Source organism: Allomuricauda sp. NFXS6, assembly GCF_040148835.1.
In the GTDB taxonomy this organism is placed as follows: domain Bacteria; phylum Bacteroidota; class Bacteroidia; order Flavobacteriales; family Flavobacteriaceae; genus Flagellimonas.
In genome coordinates this window covers 68698-83338 of record NZ_JAGEMG010000004.1, presented here as the reverse complement: position 1 = coordinate 83338, position 14641 = coordinate 68698, and the positions used below count along the sequence as shown (strand labels likewise).

At 40.8% G+C, this 14641-nt stretch carries 15 protein-coding genes; 8 read left to right on the top strand and 7 right to left on the bottom strand.

The window, feature by feature from the left end; genetic code table 11:
- Positions 1-30: 30 nt before the first annotated feature.
- Positions 31-441 (bottom strand): BrxA/BrxB family bacilliredoxin, encoded by a 411-nt coding sequence (locus tag J4E06_RS07505; protein WP_014032829.1) that lies wholly within the window; start codon positions 439-441, stop codon positions 31-33.
- Positions 442-563: 122 nt separating this feature from the next.
- Here J4E06_RS07505 and J4E06_RS07500 point away from each other — a divergent pair, with 122 nt between their 5' ends.
- The 4 genes from J4E06_RS07500 to J4E06_RS07485 all read left to right on the top strand — a co-directional run bounded on the left by J4E06_RS07500 (position 564) and on the right by J4E06_RS07485 (position 4138).
- Positions 564-1301 carry a tellurite resistance TerB family protein gene (locus J4E06_RS07500; RefSeq protein WP_349523418.1) on the top strand — a complete coding sequence of 246 codons (738 nt, stop codon included), beginning with the start codon at positions 564-566 and terminating at the stop codon, positions 1299-1301.
- Between the two features lie 87 nt (positions 1302-1388).
- Positions 1389-1973, top strand: coding sequence for a HupE/UreJ family protein (locus J4E06_RS07495; protein ID WP_349523417.1), 585 nt, complete (start codon positions 1389-1391; stop codon positions 1971-1973).
- A gap of 83 nt (positions 1974-2056) precedes the next feature.
- Positions 2057-2494, top strand: a complete 438-nt coding sequence (locus J4E06_RS07490) for a deoxycytidylate deaminase (RefSeq protein WP_108245473.1) — start codon at positions 2057-2059, stop codon at positions 2492-2494.
- Positions 2495-2509: 15 nt separating this feature from the next.
- Positions 2510-4138, top strand: coding sequence for a S41 family peptidase (locus J4E06_RS07485; protein ID WP_349523416.1), 1629 nt, complete (start codon positions 2510-2512; stop codon positions 4136-4138).
- A gap of 1 nt (position 4139) precedes the next feature.
- Here J4E06_RS07485 and J4E06_RS07480 read toward each other — a convergent pair whose 3' ends face one another.
- Both J4E06_RS07480 and J4E06_RS07475 read right to left on the bottom strand, forming a co-directional pair.
- Entirely contained in the window at positions 4140-4340 is a 201-nt protein-coding gene (locus tag J4E06_RS07480) for a hypothetical protein (protein WP_062787515.1), read from the bottom strand.
- A 9-nt stretch (positions 4341-4349) separates the two neighbouring features.
- Positions 4350-4934: a MarC family protein gene (locus J4E06_RS07475; RefSeq protein WP_349523415.1), complete on the bottom strand. Its 585-nt coding sequence runs from the start codon at positions 4932-4934 to the stop codon at positions 4350-4352.
- Positions 4935-5056: 122 nt separating this feature from the next.
- Here J4E06_RS07475 and J4E06_RS07470 point away from each other — a divergent pair, with 122 nt between their 5' ends.
- The gene (locus tag J4E06_RS07470) at positions 5057-5629 is read left to right on the top strand and encodes a DUF3109 family protein (RefSeq protein WP_349523414.1); all 573 of its coding nucleotides are present in this window, start codon (positions 5057-5059) and stop codon (positions 5627-5629) included.
- Here J4E06_RS07470 and J4E06_RS07465 read toward each other — a convergent pair.
- The 4 genes from J4E06_RS07465 to J4E06_RS07450 all read right to left on the bottom strand — a co-directional run bounded on the left by J4E06_RS07465 (position 5619) and on the right by J4E06_RS07450 (position 11761).
- Positions 5619-7586, bottom strand: coding sequence for a tetratricopeptide repeat-containing sensor histidine kinase (locus tag J4E06_RS07465; protein WP_349523413.1), 1968 nt, complete (start codon positions 7584-7586; stop codon positions 5619-5621). The two genes, J4E06_RS07470 and J4E06_RS07465, sit on opposite strands and share 11 nt — an antisense overlap.
- 15 nt (positions 7587-7601) lie before the next feature.
- On the bottom strand, positions 7602-8336 hold the full coding sequence (locus J4E06_RS07460) for a LytR/AlgR family response regulator transcription factor (RefSeq protein WP_349523412.1): 735 nt from the start codon (positions 8334-8336) through the stop codon (positions 7602-7604).
- 1053 nt (positions 8337-9389) lie between these two features.
- Complete coding sequence (locus J4E06_RS07455) at positions 9390-10043, bottom strand: gluconate 2-dehydrogenase subunit 3 family protein (protein WP_349523411.1); 654 nt, start codon at positions 10041-10043, stop codon at positions 9390-9392.
- Positions 10043-11761, bottom strand: coding sequence for a GMC oxidoreductase (locus tag J4E06_RS07450; protein ID WP_349523410.1), 1719 nt, complete (start codon positions 11759-11761; stop codon positions 10043-10045). The genes J4E06_RS07455 and J4E06_RS07450 overlap by 1 nt, the downstream gene beginning before the upstream one ends.
- A 136-nt stretch (positions 11762-11897) precedes the next feature.
- Between J4E06_RS07450 and J4E06_RS07445 the strand changes: the two genes are divergently transcribed.
- Genes J4E06_RS07445 through J4E06_RS07435 form a run of 3 tightly spaced genes read left to right on the top strand, consistent with a single transcriptional unit; the run spans position 11898 to position 14616 of the window.
- Positions 11898-12896: a sugar phosphate isomerase/epimerase family protein gene (locus J4E06_RS07445; RefSeq protein WP_349523409.1), complete on the top strand. Its 999-nt coding sequence runs from the start codon at positions 11898-11900 to the stop codon at positions 12894-12896.
- A 23-nt stretch (positions 12897-12919) separates the two neighbouring features.
- Complete coding sequence (locus J4E06_RS07440) at positions 12920-13363, top strand: DinB family protein (protein WP_349523408.1); 444 nt, start codon at positions 12920-12922, stop codon at positions 13361-13363.
- Positions 13364-13386: 23 nt separating this feature from the next.
- Positions 13387-14616, top strand: coding sequence for a nucleoside permease (locus J4E06_RS07435; RefSeq protein WP_349523407.1), 1230 nt, complete (start codon positions 13387-13389; stop codon positions 14614-14616).
- The last annotated feature ends 25 nt before the right edge of the window (positions 14617-14641 follow it).

Here is a 14641-nt window from a genome sequence, read left to right as displayed (position 1 = left end):
GTGGCCATTCAATATTTTATTTCCTTGATTTTAGCAATGCTCGTTGTAAGCTTCCATCAAGTTTTCTGCAATAAGTTCGGCAGGTCTACCTTCAATGTGGTGCCTTTCTATCATGTGCACCAACTCACCATCCTTGAACAAGGCCATGCTTGGTGAAGAGGGAGGAAAGGGAACCATGTGGTTTCTGGCTGTGGCAACAGCTTCCATATCCACACCGGCAAAAACGGTAACCAAGTTGTTTGGTGTTTTGCTGTTTTGCAGGCTCAATTTAGCAGCTGGTCTTGCATTGGCCGCGGCACAACCGCAAACCGAATTTACCACTACCAAGGTGGTTCCATCCTTTTTTAAGGCTTCATTTACAGCTTCACTTGTATGTAGTTCTTCGAACCCGGCACTGGCCAAGTCTTCGCGCATAGGTTTAACCAATTCTTCTGGATACATAGACTTCTTTTTGATTATAGTACAAAGATACGGTATTGTTAGCGTTTTTTCATCACCCTTAACATTGCTTAAAGCTTTGTTTCTCTATCAAACCGTTATCTTTGCCGTTTAAATTTTGAAACATGATCAAGTGGATAGCCGCCTTTATCGGTTATTATTTATTTCGATTTCCGGGTGCGATTTTAGGATTTATCGTCGGGACCTTTTTGGATAATTTAGGAGGTTCTGGCAGCAGATCTAGGTCCGTATTCGAAAATGTTACCCGACAATCAGTTTCTCCGGCCGATTTTGAGTTGAACCTACTCTCGCTCTGTTCCATAATTATTAAGGCCGATGGGCAGGTAAACCAAAGGGAATTGGATTATGTGCGACAGTATTTTTTGAGCACTTATGGCAAGGAAAAAGCGAACGCGATTTTCAGGACGTTTAACGAGGTAATCAAAAAAAGGGAGATATCTACCCAGCGAATTTGCAATTTTATGGTGCAGCGAACAAGGTACGAAGTTCGGTTGCAAATGCTTCATTTTTTATTTGGGATTGCCCAGTCCGATGGACAGGTAAGCAAGGCGGAGATTCAAAAGCTAAGAGAAATCGCCGGCTATTTTCGAGTGAACCAGCACGATTTTGAAAGTATTATGGCGATGTTCATCAAGTCCACGGATAACTCGTACAAGATTTTGGAGATTGAAAAGTCCGCCACGGATGATGAGGTGAAAAAGGCTTACAGAACAATGGCCAAAAAGTACCATCCCGATCGTGTGGTTACGGAAAATGAAGCCATACGAAAAGGTGCCGAAGAAAAATTCAAAGAGGTCCAAAAGGCCTATGAGTCCATTCAAAAAGAAAGGGGAATCTCCTAAACGGCAACAGTGGGGCGTTAAAATTTGATTAGCGTTTTAAATCATCACAAAATGTGTTTTATTGGTTAAATTTGAAGGCAAAAGCTTATGCAGGAATTTTTGTTCTATATAAAACTTGGACTTGACCACGTATTGGACTTTGGTGCCTACGATCATATTTTGTTCCTATCGGCCTTGGCGGTCCCATTTACTTTTAAGCATTGGAAACGCGTGCTGATTTTGGCTACCATTTTCACCCTTGCGCACTGCACCTCCTTGGCTTTGTCGGTTTACGAAGTTGCCACGGTAGATGTAGGTTTGATAGAATTTTTGATTCCCGTAACCATTTTACTCACCGCTTTGTTCAATTTTGCCTACGTATATAAGGAGGCTTTGGAAGTGGGTCTTTTTCTGCACATTTTGGCAACCGCTTTCTTTGGGTTGATCCATGGCTTTGGTTTTTCTAACTACTTTAAGATGTTAATGGCCGAAGAGGAAGATAAAATCACACCCTTGTTGGGTTTTGCAACGGGGATTGAGCTGTCTCAAATAACTGTAATTTTGGTTGTTTTGATTGTTTCCTATGTGATTTTGGACCTCTTAAAGGTGAAACAATCCATTTTTATTGCAGTTGCATCAATTTTGATCATTGCAATCACAATACCCCTGCTTATTGCTACGTTCCCAATGTAGGCCTACGTTAAAATTTATCGAATAAGGTTGTAAGGGTCTGCCAAAGCAGGTATATTTAATTAATTATCAGCGTTTTTGGATTTATGAAGGCGAGCAAACAAGAAAAATATGACAAGGCCTATTTGAGGATGGCCCAAGAATGGGGCAAATTGTCGTATTGTAAAAGAAGGCAAGTCGGTGCCATAATTGTAAAGGATAGAATGATTATTTCCGATGGATACAACGGAACGCCCACCGGTTTTGAGAACTTTTGCGAGGATGAAGAAGGGTACACCAAGTGGTACGTGCTCCACGCAGAAGCAAATGCAATTCTTAAAGTGGCTTCGTCCACCCAGTCTTGCGAGGGTGCTACGCTGTACATTACCCTATCGCCTTGCAGGGAGTGCAGCAAGCTTGTTCACCAAGCTGGCATAAAACGTGTGGTATACCAGAGTGCATACAAAGACGACTCTGGAATCAAATTTCTGGAAAGGGCAGGAGTTGAAATCGTCCATTTGCCCGTTTTGGAAGAAATGGTTTAAAACCATAATTGCTATATGAAAAAGATCAAAGGATATATTTGGCCAACCTTACTAGCTTTAGCGGTGGCCCTCGGTATTTTTATAGGGGGAAAGCTCCATTTTAACGATTCCCCGGAGAAACTTTTCTCCACCAACTCCAAAAAAGATAAACTCAACCGACTTATTGACTATATCGACTACGAGTATGTAGATGATGTGGACACCGATAGTATTGTGGATGTTACCGTGAACAATATTTTGGGCAAATTGGACCCACACTCCGTATATATTCCCAGAGATGAGATGAAGGATGTGGCCGAAAGCATGAAAGGTGATTTTGCGGGCATTGGCGTAAGTTTCTATATGTACAGGGATACCATTACCGTGATACGCACCATAAAGAACGGTCCGAGCTACATCAGTGGGATAAAACCAGGCGACCGTATTTTGATGGCCGACAAGGACACGCTTTATGGCAGAAGAATTGCCAATGACGATGTGGTATCTACCTTAAAAGGTAAGGTGGGGACCAAGGTCAATTTGAAGGTTTTTAGAAAAACGGAGAACAAAATGATGAACCTTGATGTGGTTCGTGACCGTGTCCCTATCAGAAGCGTGGAAGCCTATTATATGCTTACCAAAGATATGGGATACATCAAAATAAACCGTTTTGCGGAATCCACTTTTGATGAGTTCAAGGATGCCCTCAGAAAACTCAAATTAAGAGGCGCAGAAAAACTGACCCTAGACCTTCGGGACAACCCTGGAGGATATTTGGGCATTGCCGAAAAGTTGGCCGATGAGTTTTTGGGTGATGAGAAGTTGATTCTTTTCACAAAAAACAAAAAAGGGAACATTAAAAAAGCGTATGCCACCAAAAAAGGCGATTTTGAGGATAGACCGGTTTATGTATTGATCAATGAGCGATCTGCATCTGCCAGCGAGATAATTGCAGGGGCATTGCAAGATAACGATGTAGGCACCATTGTTGGTAGACGTTCCTTTGGAAAAGGTTTGGTACAGCGAGAAATGGATTTGGGTGATGGCTCTGCGGTAAGGCTTACCGTTTCCAGATATTACACCCCAACGGGCCGATCTATTCAAAAATCCTATAAGGATGGCAACCACGATTACTATAAAAGGTTTATGGAGCGCTATGCCAGTGGAGAACTTACCACTGCGGACAGCATTAAGGTGGCAGATTCTTTAAGGTTTGTTACACCCAAGGGCAAAGTAGTCTACGGAGGTGGAGGCATTATCCCGGATGTTTTTGTTCCGATCGGGAGCAATCAGGAAGAGGCCATTGAAAGCATGGACGACACCTATCAGTTTTTCGCGCGTTTTGTTTTTGAGCATTTGGAAGATGATCGAACCATGTACGATGATTATGCCCAAAACGAATTTTTGGACGAGTTCCATGTGGATGACATCCTTTTTGATAAATTCATACAGTTTGTTTTGGATCGTAAGGTGAAACTGGATTTCTATGCCTACGAGGACAAGATAAAGGCCTATTTAAAAGCCAATATTGCCGAGCAACTGTTCTCACCAAACCTATCGGCACAGATCAAGGGAGATTTTGATTCCATGCTCAACAAGGTAAAAGCCTTGGAGAACGCCGAGATAGACCATTCACAATTGGGAGCAGTGGGTATAAAGCCCTAGCCTATTTCTTAAGTTTTTTATCAATCTTTTTGGAAGTCATAAAGATCAACATTAACACTATGGCGCACAAAGAGGCCAATATCCCTATCAAAGCAATGGTACTATCACCTTGAAGCGGGTTTTGAAAATCTACCAAGGTCACATTATAGGCAATTAGAGCCAATGCTAGTATAATTAAAATTATCGCTAAGGTTTTGTTCATATCAATGTTTTAAATACCGTGCGTAAGCAATTCGTTGATGTTGGTTGCAAAAAGCTTTACAGCAATGGCCATAAGAATCACACCGAACACTTTTCGGATAATGTTGAGTCCGTTTTTACCTAAAATACCTTCAATTTTAGCACTGGATTTTAGCACGATATACACAAAGATAACGTTTATAATTATCGCGACGATAATGTTCTCCACATGATATTCTGCCCTTAGAGACAAAATGGAAGTCAACGTACCTGCGCCTGCAATAAGCGGAAATGCGATGGGCACAATGGAAGCTGTTTCCGGTTCATCATCTTTGTAGAGAGAGATACCCAGAATCATTTCAATGGCAAGGAAAAATATAATAAAAGCACCCGCAACGGCAAAAGAATTTACATCGATTCCAATCAATGAAAGAATACTTTCACCCACAAACAAAAAGGCGATCATAATACAAGTAGCCACAATCGAAGCCTTTTCGGATTGAACATGCCCAACCTTTTTACGTAACGATAGAATTATTGGAATGCTTCCCAAAATATCGATTACAGCAAACAATATCATTCCAGCCGTCGCTATTTCCTTAAAGTTAAAATTCATCGCTTTATTTTTTTTCAGCCGGCAAATTTACGTGTAAAAAATACTTTTGGACCATATTAAATGTTTATAAATCATCAATTTTTTGGTTTTGAAGTACCTTTGCCCAAAAAGTAAGCTTTAGTATGTTCCAGATAGGAAAAACCATAGTGTCCGAAGAGATATTGAAAAATGATTTTGTATGCAATTTAAATGCCTGTAAGGGAGCGTGTTGCGTAGGTGGGGAGTATGGAGCTCCCTTGGAAGATTCCGAGACCGACAAGTTGGTCAATATCTACGAAGATGTAAAACCCTTTTTACGTCCCGAAGGCATTGCCGCAATTGAAGAGCACGGAGCATTTGTGAAGGGCGAGGATGGCGAATGGGAAACCCCCTTGGTAAACAACAACGAATGTGCTTACGTTGTTTTTTCGGATAATGGCATAGCCAAATGCGGTCTTGAAGCCGCTTACGAAGCCGGTGCGACCCAATGGAAAAAGCCTATATCTTGTTATTTGTATCCGGTCAGGACCAAGGAATATTCCGAATTTACCGCGGTAAACTATCACAAATGGGAAATTTGTGACCCTGCTTGCGCCTTGGGGGAGGAGCTAAAAGTTCCCATATACAAGTTTGTAAAGGATGCGTTGATCAAAAAATTTGGTGAAGATTGGTACAAAGAGTTGGAACAGGTAGCTACGGAAAACGTTAAATCGTAGGAATGTCCAAAACTACTTTGGTCCCGTTAGGATCTCCATTTTCGTCAAAAAGATCCAAGATATCTACATCGAATTTATTTTGATAGTCCTTGGCAAAGTTGGCCAATCGTTCTTTGGTAATGCTTATGCCCAAAGACTTTCTCTTTAAAACTCTATTTTCTTTGTTTACCTCGGCCATGGTCCTGCCTATGCCATTGTCCATAATTTCTATGGTTACGTGCCCTTTGTCCTTGTGCTTTACATTGATCTGTATTTTTTTCTCACCATCCTTAGGGGACAGACCGTGCCACAAAGAGTTTTCCAAGAAGGGTTGCAGCGTTAACGAAGGAATCTTGATGTTGTCTATATTGATGCCTTCCTCGACCTCAATTTTAAAATCTATTTCATTGGAGAACCTTATGTTTTCAATATTCATGTAGAGCTCCATGGTTCCCAATTCTTCCGATAATGGGATTTCCTTTTGTGATGATGCTTCCAGGATTTTCCGGACCAATTTGGAAAACTTGTTGAGGTAATGGACGGCATTTTTTTGCTCGTTGTTTATAATGTAAAGCTTTATGGAGTTCAATGAATTGAACAAAAAATGCGGGTTCATTTGACTGCGAAGCATTTGCTGCTCAAGGGTAAGCACCCTTTTTTCGTTTTTGCTCTGGTATTGTCGGTAAAGGATGTAAAGTATGGAAGAAATAAGTCCTACGATCAGCGCACTGACCAAAAGTGTGGTCTGGTTCTTCTTTAACCTTAAACGCACAATCTCATTTTCCTTGGCAAGCACGGCGATTTGATTGTTCTTTTTTTCATTTTCGTATTTTACGATAATGTCGTTCATGTACCTCAAATTGGTGGCACTGGAGATTTGTTTGTCGTACTCATCAGCCTTTTTGTAAAACTCATAGGCTTTTTTGTAGTCACCTCTGGTGTTTTCCAAATCCGACATTTTCTCATACGCATACAGGATATTGCTGGGAATATTTCGGTTCTGGGCCATTTTGAGACCTTCTTGAATGAAATCCTCAGCCTCATCATAATTGGCCAACTTGGTATGGGCCCAACCTGTGTTTATAAAAACCAAGGAAGTAATGGAATAGTCACCTATGCTTTTGGACTCTTCGTGCAGTGGCTCCAAAAGTACCAATGCCAAGTAGGGCATATCTTGTTTAAGGTATATCTGAGCCAGGCTGTTCTTACAGATTAAACGGCCAATATCCGAATCAATTTCTTCATTGTATGCCAGCGACTTTCTGTAGTTTTCCAAGGCTGCTTCCAAATCACCTTTTAATTCCATACAATGCCCAATATTTTGATGGTTGATGGCCAACCCCAATTTATTGCCAAGCTCCTCTTCTAATTTTAGCGCCCTTTCGAACTGTAAAATTGCCAAATCGTACTGCTCCAAGGTTTGGTACAGGTTACCGATTCCGTTAAGGGCGACATTGATGCTTCTTTTAATATGATTTGAAGGGTTTTCTATACTTTCTGCCAATTCCAACGCTTTTTGGTTATAGTCCAAGGCAGTTTTAATGGCATCTGTACGCCGATACACCACACCAAGCATATTGAGGCTAAGAATTTTAAAATCTATGTTGTTGGCTTCTTCAGAAGCGGAAAGTGCTTGCTTGTGCAGCGTTGCCGCTTTTTCATAATGAGAGATGTTCCTATATTTCATGCCCAGCTGGTTAAGGGCATAGGCCTGACCTTCCAAATAACCATTTGCTTTGCTAAAAGAGATAAAATATCTAAGCAGAGTGGTATCTCTTTTTTCGGAATAAAGCTCTTTGTCGAGTGCTTCGTAGGTTTTGGGCTGAAGTTTAATGAGCGTTTCCACTTTTTCCCTAAATTTCTCCGGAACTTCCTGGGCAATCAAGGATCCAAAAAACAAAAGCAGCAAAAAAAACAGCGAAGTACTTCTTCGCAGTTGATGTAGGTTGTCGATTTGTTGGAACTTTACAATTGGCACGGGAACATTAAGGTATTAAAGCATATCCAAAAAGTCGGATTTTTTTTGCCGGGAAACGGGGATTTTATGATTCGATTCCAAAACCACATAACCATCGGTTTTCAGAAACTCCTTTATTTTATTAAGATTGATAATATAGGAATTGTGTATTCTAAAGAAGCTGGTCTCTGGTAAGATTGCATTGACTTCTTTCAGTTTTTTGGTAAGAAGAATTTTTTGTCCATCGGCAAGGAAAATGGTACTGTAATTACCATCCGATTCTGCGTACAATATATCCTCACTGTTCAAAAAAACCAACTTGCCATCGGTATTGATGGTTATTTTTTTGTTGTGGGATTCCGCATTGAAATTGAGCATAATCTTTTCCAAACGTTCAACGGTCAAATGTTTTGAATTGAACTTTTTTATTTTGGCAATGGTTTCCTCAAGATCATCTGAATCAATAGGCTTTAACAGGTAGTCGATGGCCTCATTCTTTAAAGCCTGCAAAGCGTACTGGTTATAAGCAGTAGTGATAACAACTGGAAAATTCTTGTTCTTTAGTTTTTTTATAAACTGAAAACCATCCATGGCAGGCATTTCAATATCCAAGAACAAACAATCTGGAGTGTTCTGCTCTAAATAATTCAAGGCTTCGCCAGCATCTGTAAAAGACGCAATTATGTCAACCTCGTCACTCAAGTTGGTAAGTTCCCAACTTAAACTTTGAAGGGCCTTGATTTCGTCATCAACAATTACAGCTTCCAGCATAAAAGAATATAGATACTATCAAATTTAGAATTATTCTTTACATACGACCAATATTATGTGTTAATGGATATTTAGCACGTATAATTGGTAGAAAAAAGCAAATCAAGGGAAAAATCTTTCCCTTTTAAGAGTTAGAATAGAAAATAATAAGAGAAAACTTACGAGCACAAAAAATATTCAAAACCAATTATACATAAAAAGAAACCATTTACACATCGTGGTCTTAACTGTGGATTTTTGTTCTCTATATTCGGCTTGTCAAAAATTTGATGACTTTAAAAATTATTGAAATGAGGAAATGTGCAATATTATTTCTGATTTTAATTGTGACATTGATTATTGCGGTAGCGTCAGAAAAGAATAACACCGAACTAAATTCGGATTGGAATGGTGTTGTTGCAAGGAAGTGATCGTGTAACCAACGTTTGTTCTTATAAATTTTGTATTACCAGATAATTGTACGGCCACAGCAACCAATCTAGAGATTGTTTAAACCGCTTGCAAAATTAATCTTCGGTCTTGCCACGGTCTAGATTTGATTTTAGGTTTCGGGGGAACTACCTAGGGCAAAATAGATTCGATGGGCTCGATTGAAGAGGCCGTACTTTTGGTAATAATTTGGCCTAGGGCCGGTTCATCATAAAAGAAAAGAAGAGACCAATCAAAGTATAATAATGCTTTATTGGTCTTTTTTATTAAGGGACTTTTCTATGGATTCTTACCTTTTTCTTCATTATATCTAGATGTCAACATTTTATGTTAAAAACTTTATGCCCGTTTTACCTAGAATCCCTTTAAAAAATCATCCTGTTTTTAAATCTTTGCTATTGCAACTTCAAATTTGAAAGAAGCAAATTGTTACTGCACAAAACCCCAAAGTAAGTATTTTATTTGTGCAGATTTGTACTGAAAACGCAGTACATGTGATAGTGTTTATTGATTTAATACCTCGGACAGTTCACCCCACATTGGAACAATCCGAGGTGTTTTTTTATATAAAGCGCATAAAAAAGCCTCCAATTTAGGAGGCTTTTGAATTTTAAAGTAAGCGCTTTACAAAGACCATGCTTTTCCACCGGTAAGGGTTTCCATATCTCCACATGGAATATACTCACCTGGAATTGGCAAATAGGCCAAAACTTCTTCACCTATGTATTCTGAAGACTTGTAGGCCCATGTGGCCAGGTCCCTTAAATCGTTTGCGAAGGAGAAACGTGCGATATCGTCATCCAGGCTACCTTCGCCACCTTCCAAGATGGCTTCCATATAGTTCATGATCGCCTCCGAATGCGCTTCTTCTTCATCATCGGTACGTTTTTTCAGATAGGTCCGCAATGCGGGCTCTATATCTGCCGGCTCAATATCCATTAGACTTTCTTTGCCGGAGTCTGCAAGGATCTTATCGTAGAATTTGCTCATTTTCAAAACAACAAAATCTCTTTGTTCCAATGGCATTACCTCATCCAAATAAGCATCTATAAATACATGTACGTTCATTTCCGTTGCAGATGGCGTATCTGTTTTGGGAAGAATAACGTCCAAAGTCTGTGCCATGGCATATCCCTGTTCTTTATCAAGGAAACTTGGCGTCCATTCGGCGTAATCAGGTTTGCTCTTGCAGCTCTGCAGCAAAGAGAACAAAGTTGGAGTGGCCACGGCGTAACCGAAGGCCATTCCCATATTTTTGAGTGCTGATCTTCTTTCCATTATATATTTCCTTTTTTAAGTTCTTGGGCGGCGTGGTTCGCTGCCCTTGCAGTAAATGCCATATATGTCAAGGATGGGTTTACGCAACTTGCGGAGGTCATAAACGCTCCATCGGTTACATATACATTTTTACATCCGTGTACTTGGTTGTGTACATTTACAACAGAGGTTTTAGGGTCGCTACCCATACGTGCGGTACCCATTTCGTGGATTCCCAGTCCTAGGGCGTAAGGTCTGTCGTAAGGAGTAATGTCTTTGGCTCCTGCCTTTTCCAACATTTGAACCGCTTGATCCTGCATGTCCTTACGCATATTAAGCTCATTTTGTCTGATTTCCGCATCAAAAGTGATGGTAGGCAGACCCCATTTATCTTTTTTATCGTAATCCAGTGTCATCTTGTTGTCGTGATATGGAAGGATCTCTCCAAAGGCGAGCATGTTCATGGTCCATCCGCCCGGGGTAAGAACTGCATCCTTGTAATCTTTACCAAAAGAAGCTTCTGCGATCATTTCATCATAATTGCCTCTGCTTCCGCCTCCCTGGTAACCATATCCACGGACGAAATCTTTCATATTGGAATCTCCACCTAAATTTCTGAATCTTGGAACGTAAATGCCATTGGGTTTTCTACCCTTATAATATTTGTCTTCGTAACCTTCAAACTTTCCGGATGCACCGACCAAGAAATGGTGGTCCATAATATTGTGTCCCAGTTCACCGGAATCATTGCCCAATCCGTTGGGGAACCTATCCGACTTGGATTGCATCAATATGGAAGTGGAAGCAAGGGCGGAAGCGCAAAGGAAGACCACTTTGGCCTTAAATTCGAATTCCTCGTTGGTCTCTCTATCAATAACTTTTACACCTGTGGCCTTTTTTGTATCCGGATCGTATAGTACCTCATGAACTATGGAATCTGGTCTTAGCGTCATGTTTCCTGTTGCCTCGGCCGCTGGCAAGGTGGAAGAAACACTGCTAAAGTAAGCGCCAAAAGGACATCCCCTGATACATCTATTTCTAAATTGGCAACGAACACGACCATCGCCGTCAAATTGCTTGTCGCTATTAATGTGCGCAACCCTTCCGGCTGTAATTACACGGCCGTTAAAATGTTCTGCAACTTTTCCTCTAACATGGTCTTCTACACAATTAAGTTCCATCATGGGCTCGAATTTCCCATCTGGAAGTTGCGGTAGACCTAAATTTTCACCGGATACACCAATATAACTTTCCACTTTATCGTACCAAGGAGCTATATCCTTGTACCTTACTGGCCAATCTACTGCAATACCTTCGTTTTTATTGGCAGAAAAATCAATGTCGCTCCAACGGTAGCTGTGACGACCCCACATAATGGAACGTCCGCCTACATGGTATCCTCTCATCCAATCAAACCGCTTGGTCTCATTGTAAGGATGTTCCAAATCATTTACAAACCAATGCTTGGAAGCGGCTCCGGTAGTATAACCTGTTCTGGATTGTTTCTCTTGTTGTTTAATGTCTTCTCGGGTTGCTTGTCCCGCATGAGGAAAATCCCAAGGATCCATATTGGCTGTTGGATAATCTTCACGGTGTTTCACCATAGGCCCACGCTCCAAAACCAAGGTCTTGAGGCCGTTTTCGCACAATTCTTTGGCAGCCCAACCACCACTGATGCCCGTACCTACCACGATGGCATCATAGGATTCCTGCTCCTGATTGTAATAAAATTTACTCATTTATTCGGATTGTTTATTTGCTAAATGTATTAATTATTAAATTAATTTTCTACATTTAAACCCTATGTTTATTGAGAATTCAGCACTATAACGTTGTAGTTTTTGGATTCCACAAGAAATTAACTAACGTAAAAATATGAACAAAAGTAGTTTAGCACAAAAAAGTATTGTCACCGTGATCGCAGTGGCTTTTTTAGGATTTTATTCCTGTAAACAAAATCCAAAGAAGGATTCGGCAGAGGAAACCGCAACAGAAGTGGTTGCCGTTGAAGAGTCAAAACCGGATATCAAACTCTCTTTGGCACAATGGTCCATCCACAAAATGATTTTAGAAGAGGGCGTAGATCCCTACACCTTTGCAGAGAAAGCAAGCGAATGGGGTTTTGAAGGACTTGAATATGTAAGCGCCCTTTATTATAAGGAGCTCCAGGCCGCTAATTTCTCTGAAGAAGCCATGAGCAACTGGGTAGAAAAGAGCAAGGCAGAAAGCGAAAAATATGGTCTTACCAACCTATTGATCATGGTAGATGGCCAAGGAGACCTTGCCGTTCCCGATGAAGCCGAAAGAACTAAAGCCGTAGAAAACCATTACAAGTGGGTAGATGCCGCCGCAGCTTTGGGTTGCCACTCTATACGTGTAAATTTGAACGGGAGCATGGAACCAGAAGTTTGGATGCCGGCATCCGTTGCAGGTCTTACGCAATTGGCCACCTATGCCAAGGACAAGAACATCAACATTATTGTGGAAAACCACGGAGGTCCATCATCCAATGCACAACTATTGGCAGAAGTTATGGAAAAAGTGGGTATGGACAATTGTGGAACCTTGCCCGATTTTGGCAATTTCTGCATCAAAAGAGAAGCAGGCGACTACTATTCATCCGAATGTTTGGAAGAATATGACCGCTATAAAGGTACAAAGGAGCTAATGCCATATGCCAAAGGAGTAAGTGCCAAGTCCTATAGTTTTGATGAAGAGGGATATGAGACCAGAGTGGATTACCCTAGGATTATGGACATAGTATTGGATTCGGGATACGAAGGTTTTGTAGGTGTCGAGTATGAAGGTTCCGAACTGAGCGAAGAAGAAGGAATTTTGGCAACCAAGGAGCTTTTGGAAAAAGTATTGGAGTAGACCAAATTAATAGAAAGGGTTAGATGAAGGCATTTTTGCAACAACTCTTCGATTACAATTTTTTTTGTAATAAAAAAACAATTGAGCAATGCAGTGGTCTGGACCAAGTTCCGGACAACTGCATTAGACTTTTTAGTCATATACTCAATGCCCATCATATCTGGAACCATCGCATATTGGGAACCCCTACCGAATTTGGTGTCTGGGACGAACATCAGTTAAATGCATGGGAAGATATCCATTACAACAACCAGCGGACTTCTTTTGAAATTGTCTCCAACACGGATACTTTTGAAAAAAGAGTGGAATATATGAATAGCACAGGCAAGACTTTTTCAAATGAATTAAAGGACATCCTCTTTCATATTATTAACCATTCCACACACCATCGTGGACAAATTATGATGGAGTTGCGAAACTCTGGAGTCGTTCCCGAACCTTTGGACTACATACATTACAAGAGATAACATACAACTAACTAACCCCTCAAATGACTATTAAAACCAAAATTCAACTGTCCTTTATGATGTTCCTGGAATTTTTTATCTGGGGAGGATGGTTCGTTACCCTGGGCACTTTTTTGGGGAACAATTTGGAAGCAACGGCTGGGCAATCTTCAATGGCTTTTTCCACGCAGTCGTGGGGCGCTATTATTGCTCCTTTTATTATTGGATTGATAGCTGACAGATACTTTAATGCCGAACGAATTTTAGGAGTGTTGCACCTTATTGGCGCATTTTTGATGTACCAAATGTATCAATCAACCGATTTTGTTGCTTTCTACCCCTATGTGTTGGGGTATATGATTTTGTATATGCCTACACTGGCCTTGGTAAATTCCATTTCATTCAACCAAATGAAAGACCCGGCAAAAGAGTTTTCGAATATCCGCGTGTTCGGTACGATCGGTTGGATTATTGCCGGACTGGTGATCAGCTACGTTTTTGTATGGGACTCACCAGAGGCATTGGGAGCGGGAATGCTCAAAAATACTTTTTTAATGGCAGGAATCGCTTCTGCTGTCTTGGGCCTTTTTAGCTTTACATTGCCCAAGACCCCTCCAAAAGTGGACAAGAACGAAAAAGTGACGATTTCCGATATGCTAGGGTTGGACGCACTTAAACTTTTAAAGGACAAAAACTTTTTGGTGTTCTTTATATCATCGGTATTGATTTGTATCCCATTGGCTTTTTATTATCAAAATGCCAATCCTTTCTTGGCGGAAATAGGTCTCCCCAATCCAACAGGAAAAATGGCGATAGGTCAAGTCTCCGAAGCACTCTTTATTCTTGCACTGCCTTTTTTCTTTACCAAGTTCGGATTTAAAAAGACCATTTTGATTGGTATGTTGGCCTGGACCGTTCGTTATTTGCTGTTCGCCTACGGAAATGCCGATGAACTATCGTTTATGCTGATCATTGGAATTGCGTTGCACGGAATCTGTTATGACTTTTTCTTTGTCTCCGGACAGATTTATACCGACACCAAGGCAGGGGAAAAGTATAAAAGTGCCGCACAAGGGTTGATAACCTTGGCCACCTACGGGGTGGGAATGTTGATCGGTTTCTGGATTGCAGGACAAATCACCGATTCGCTCACTATGGAGGATGGAGCACATGCTTGGGACAGCATTTGGATTTATCCGGCAGCATTTGCCGCAATCGTTTTTGTATTGTTTGCACTGATATTCAAAAACGAGAAAGTGGAGTACAAATCGTAATATGTGGAATCCCTAAAACACATAT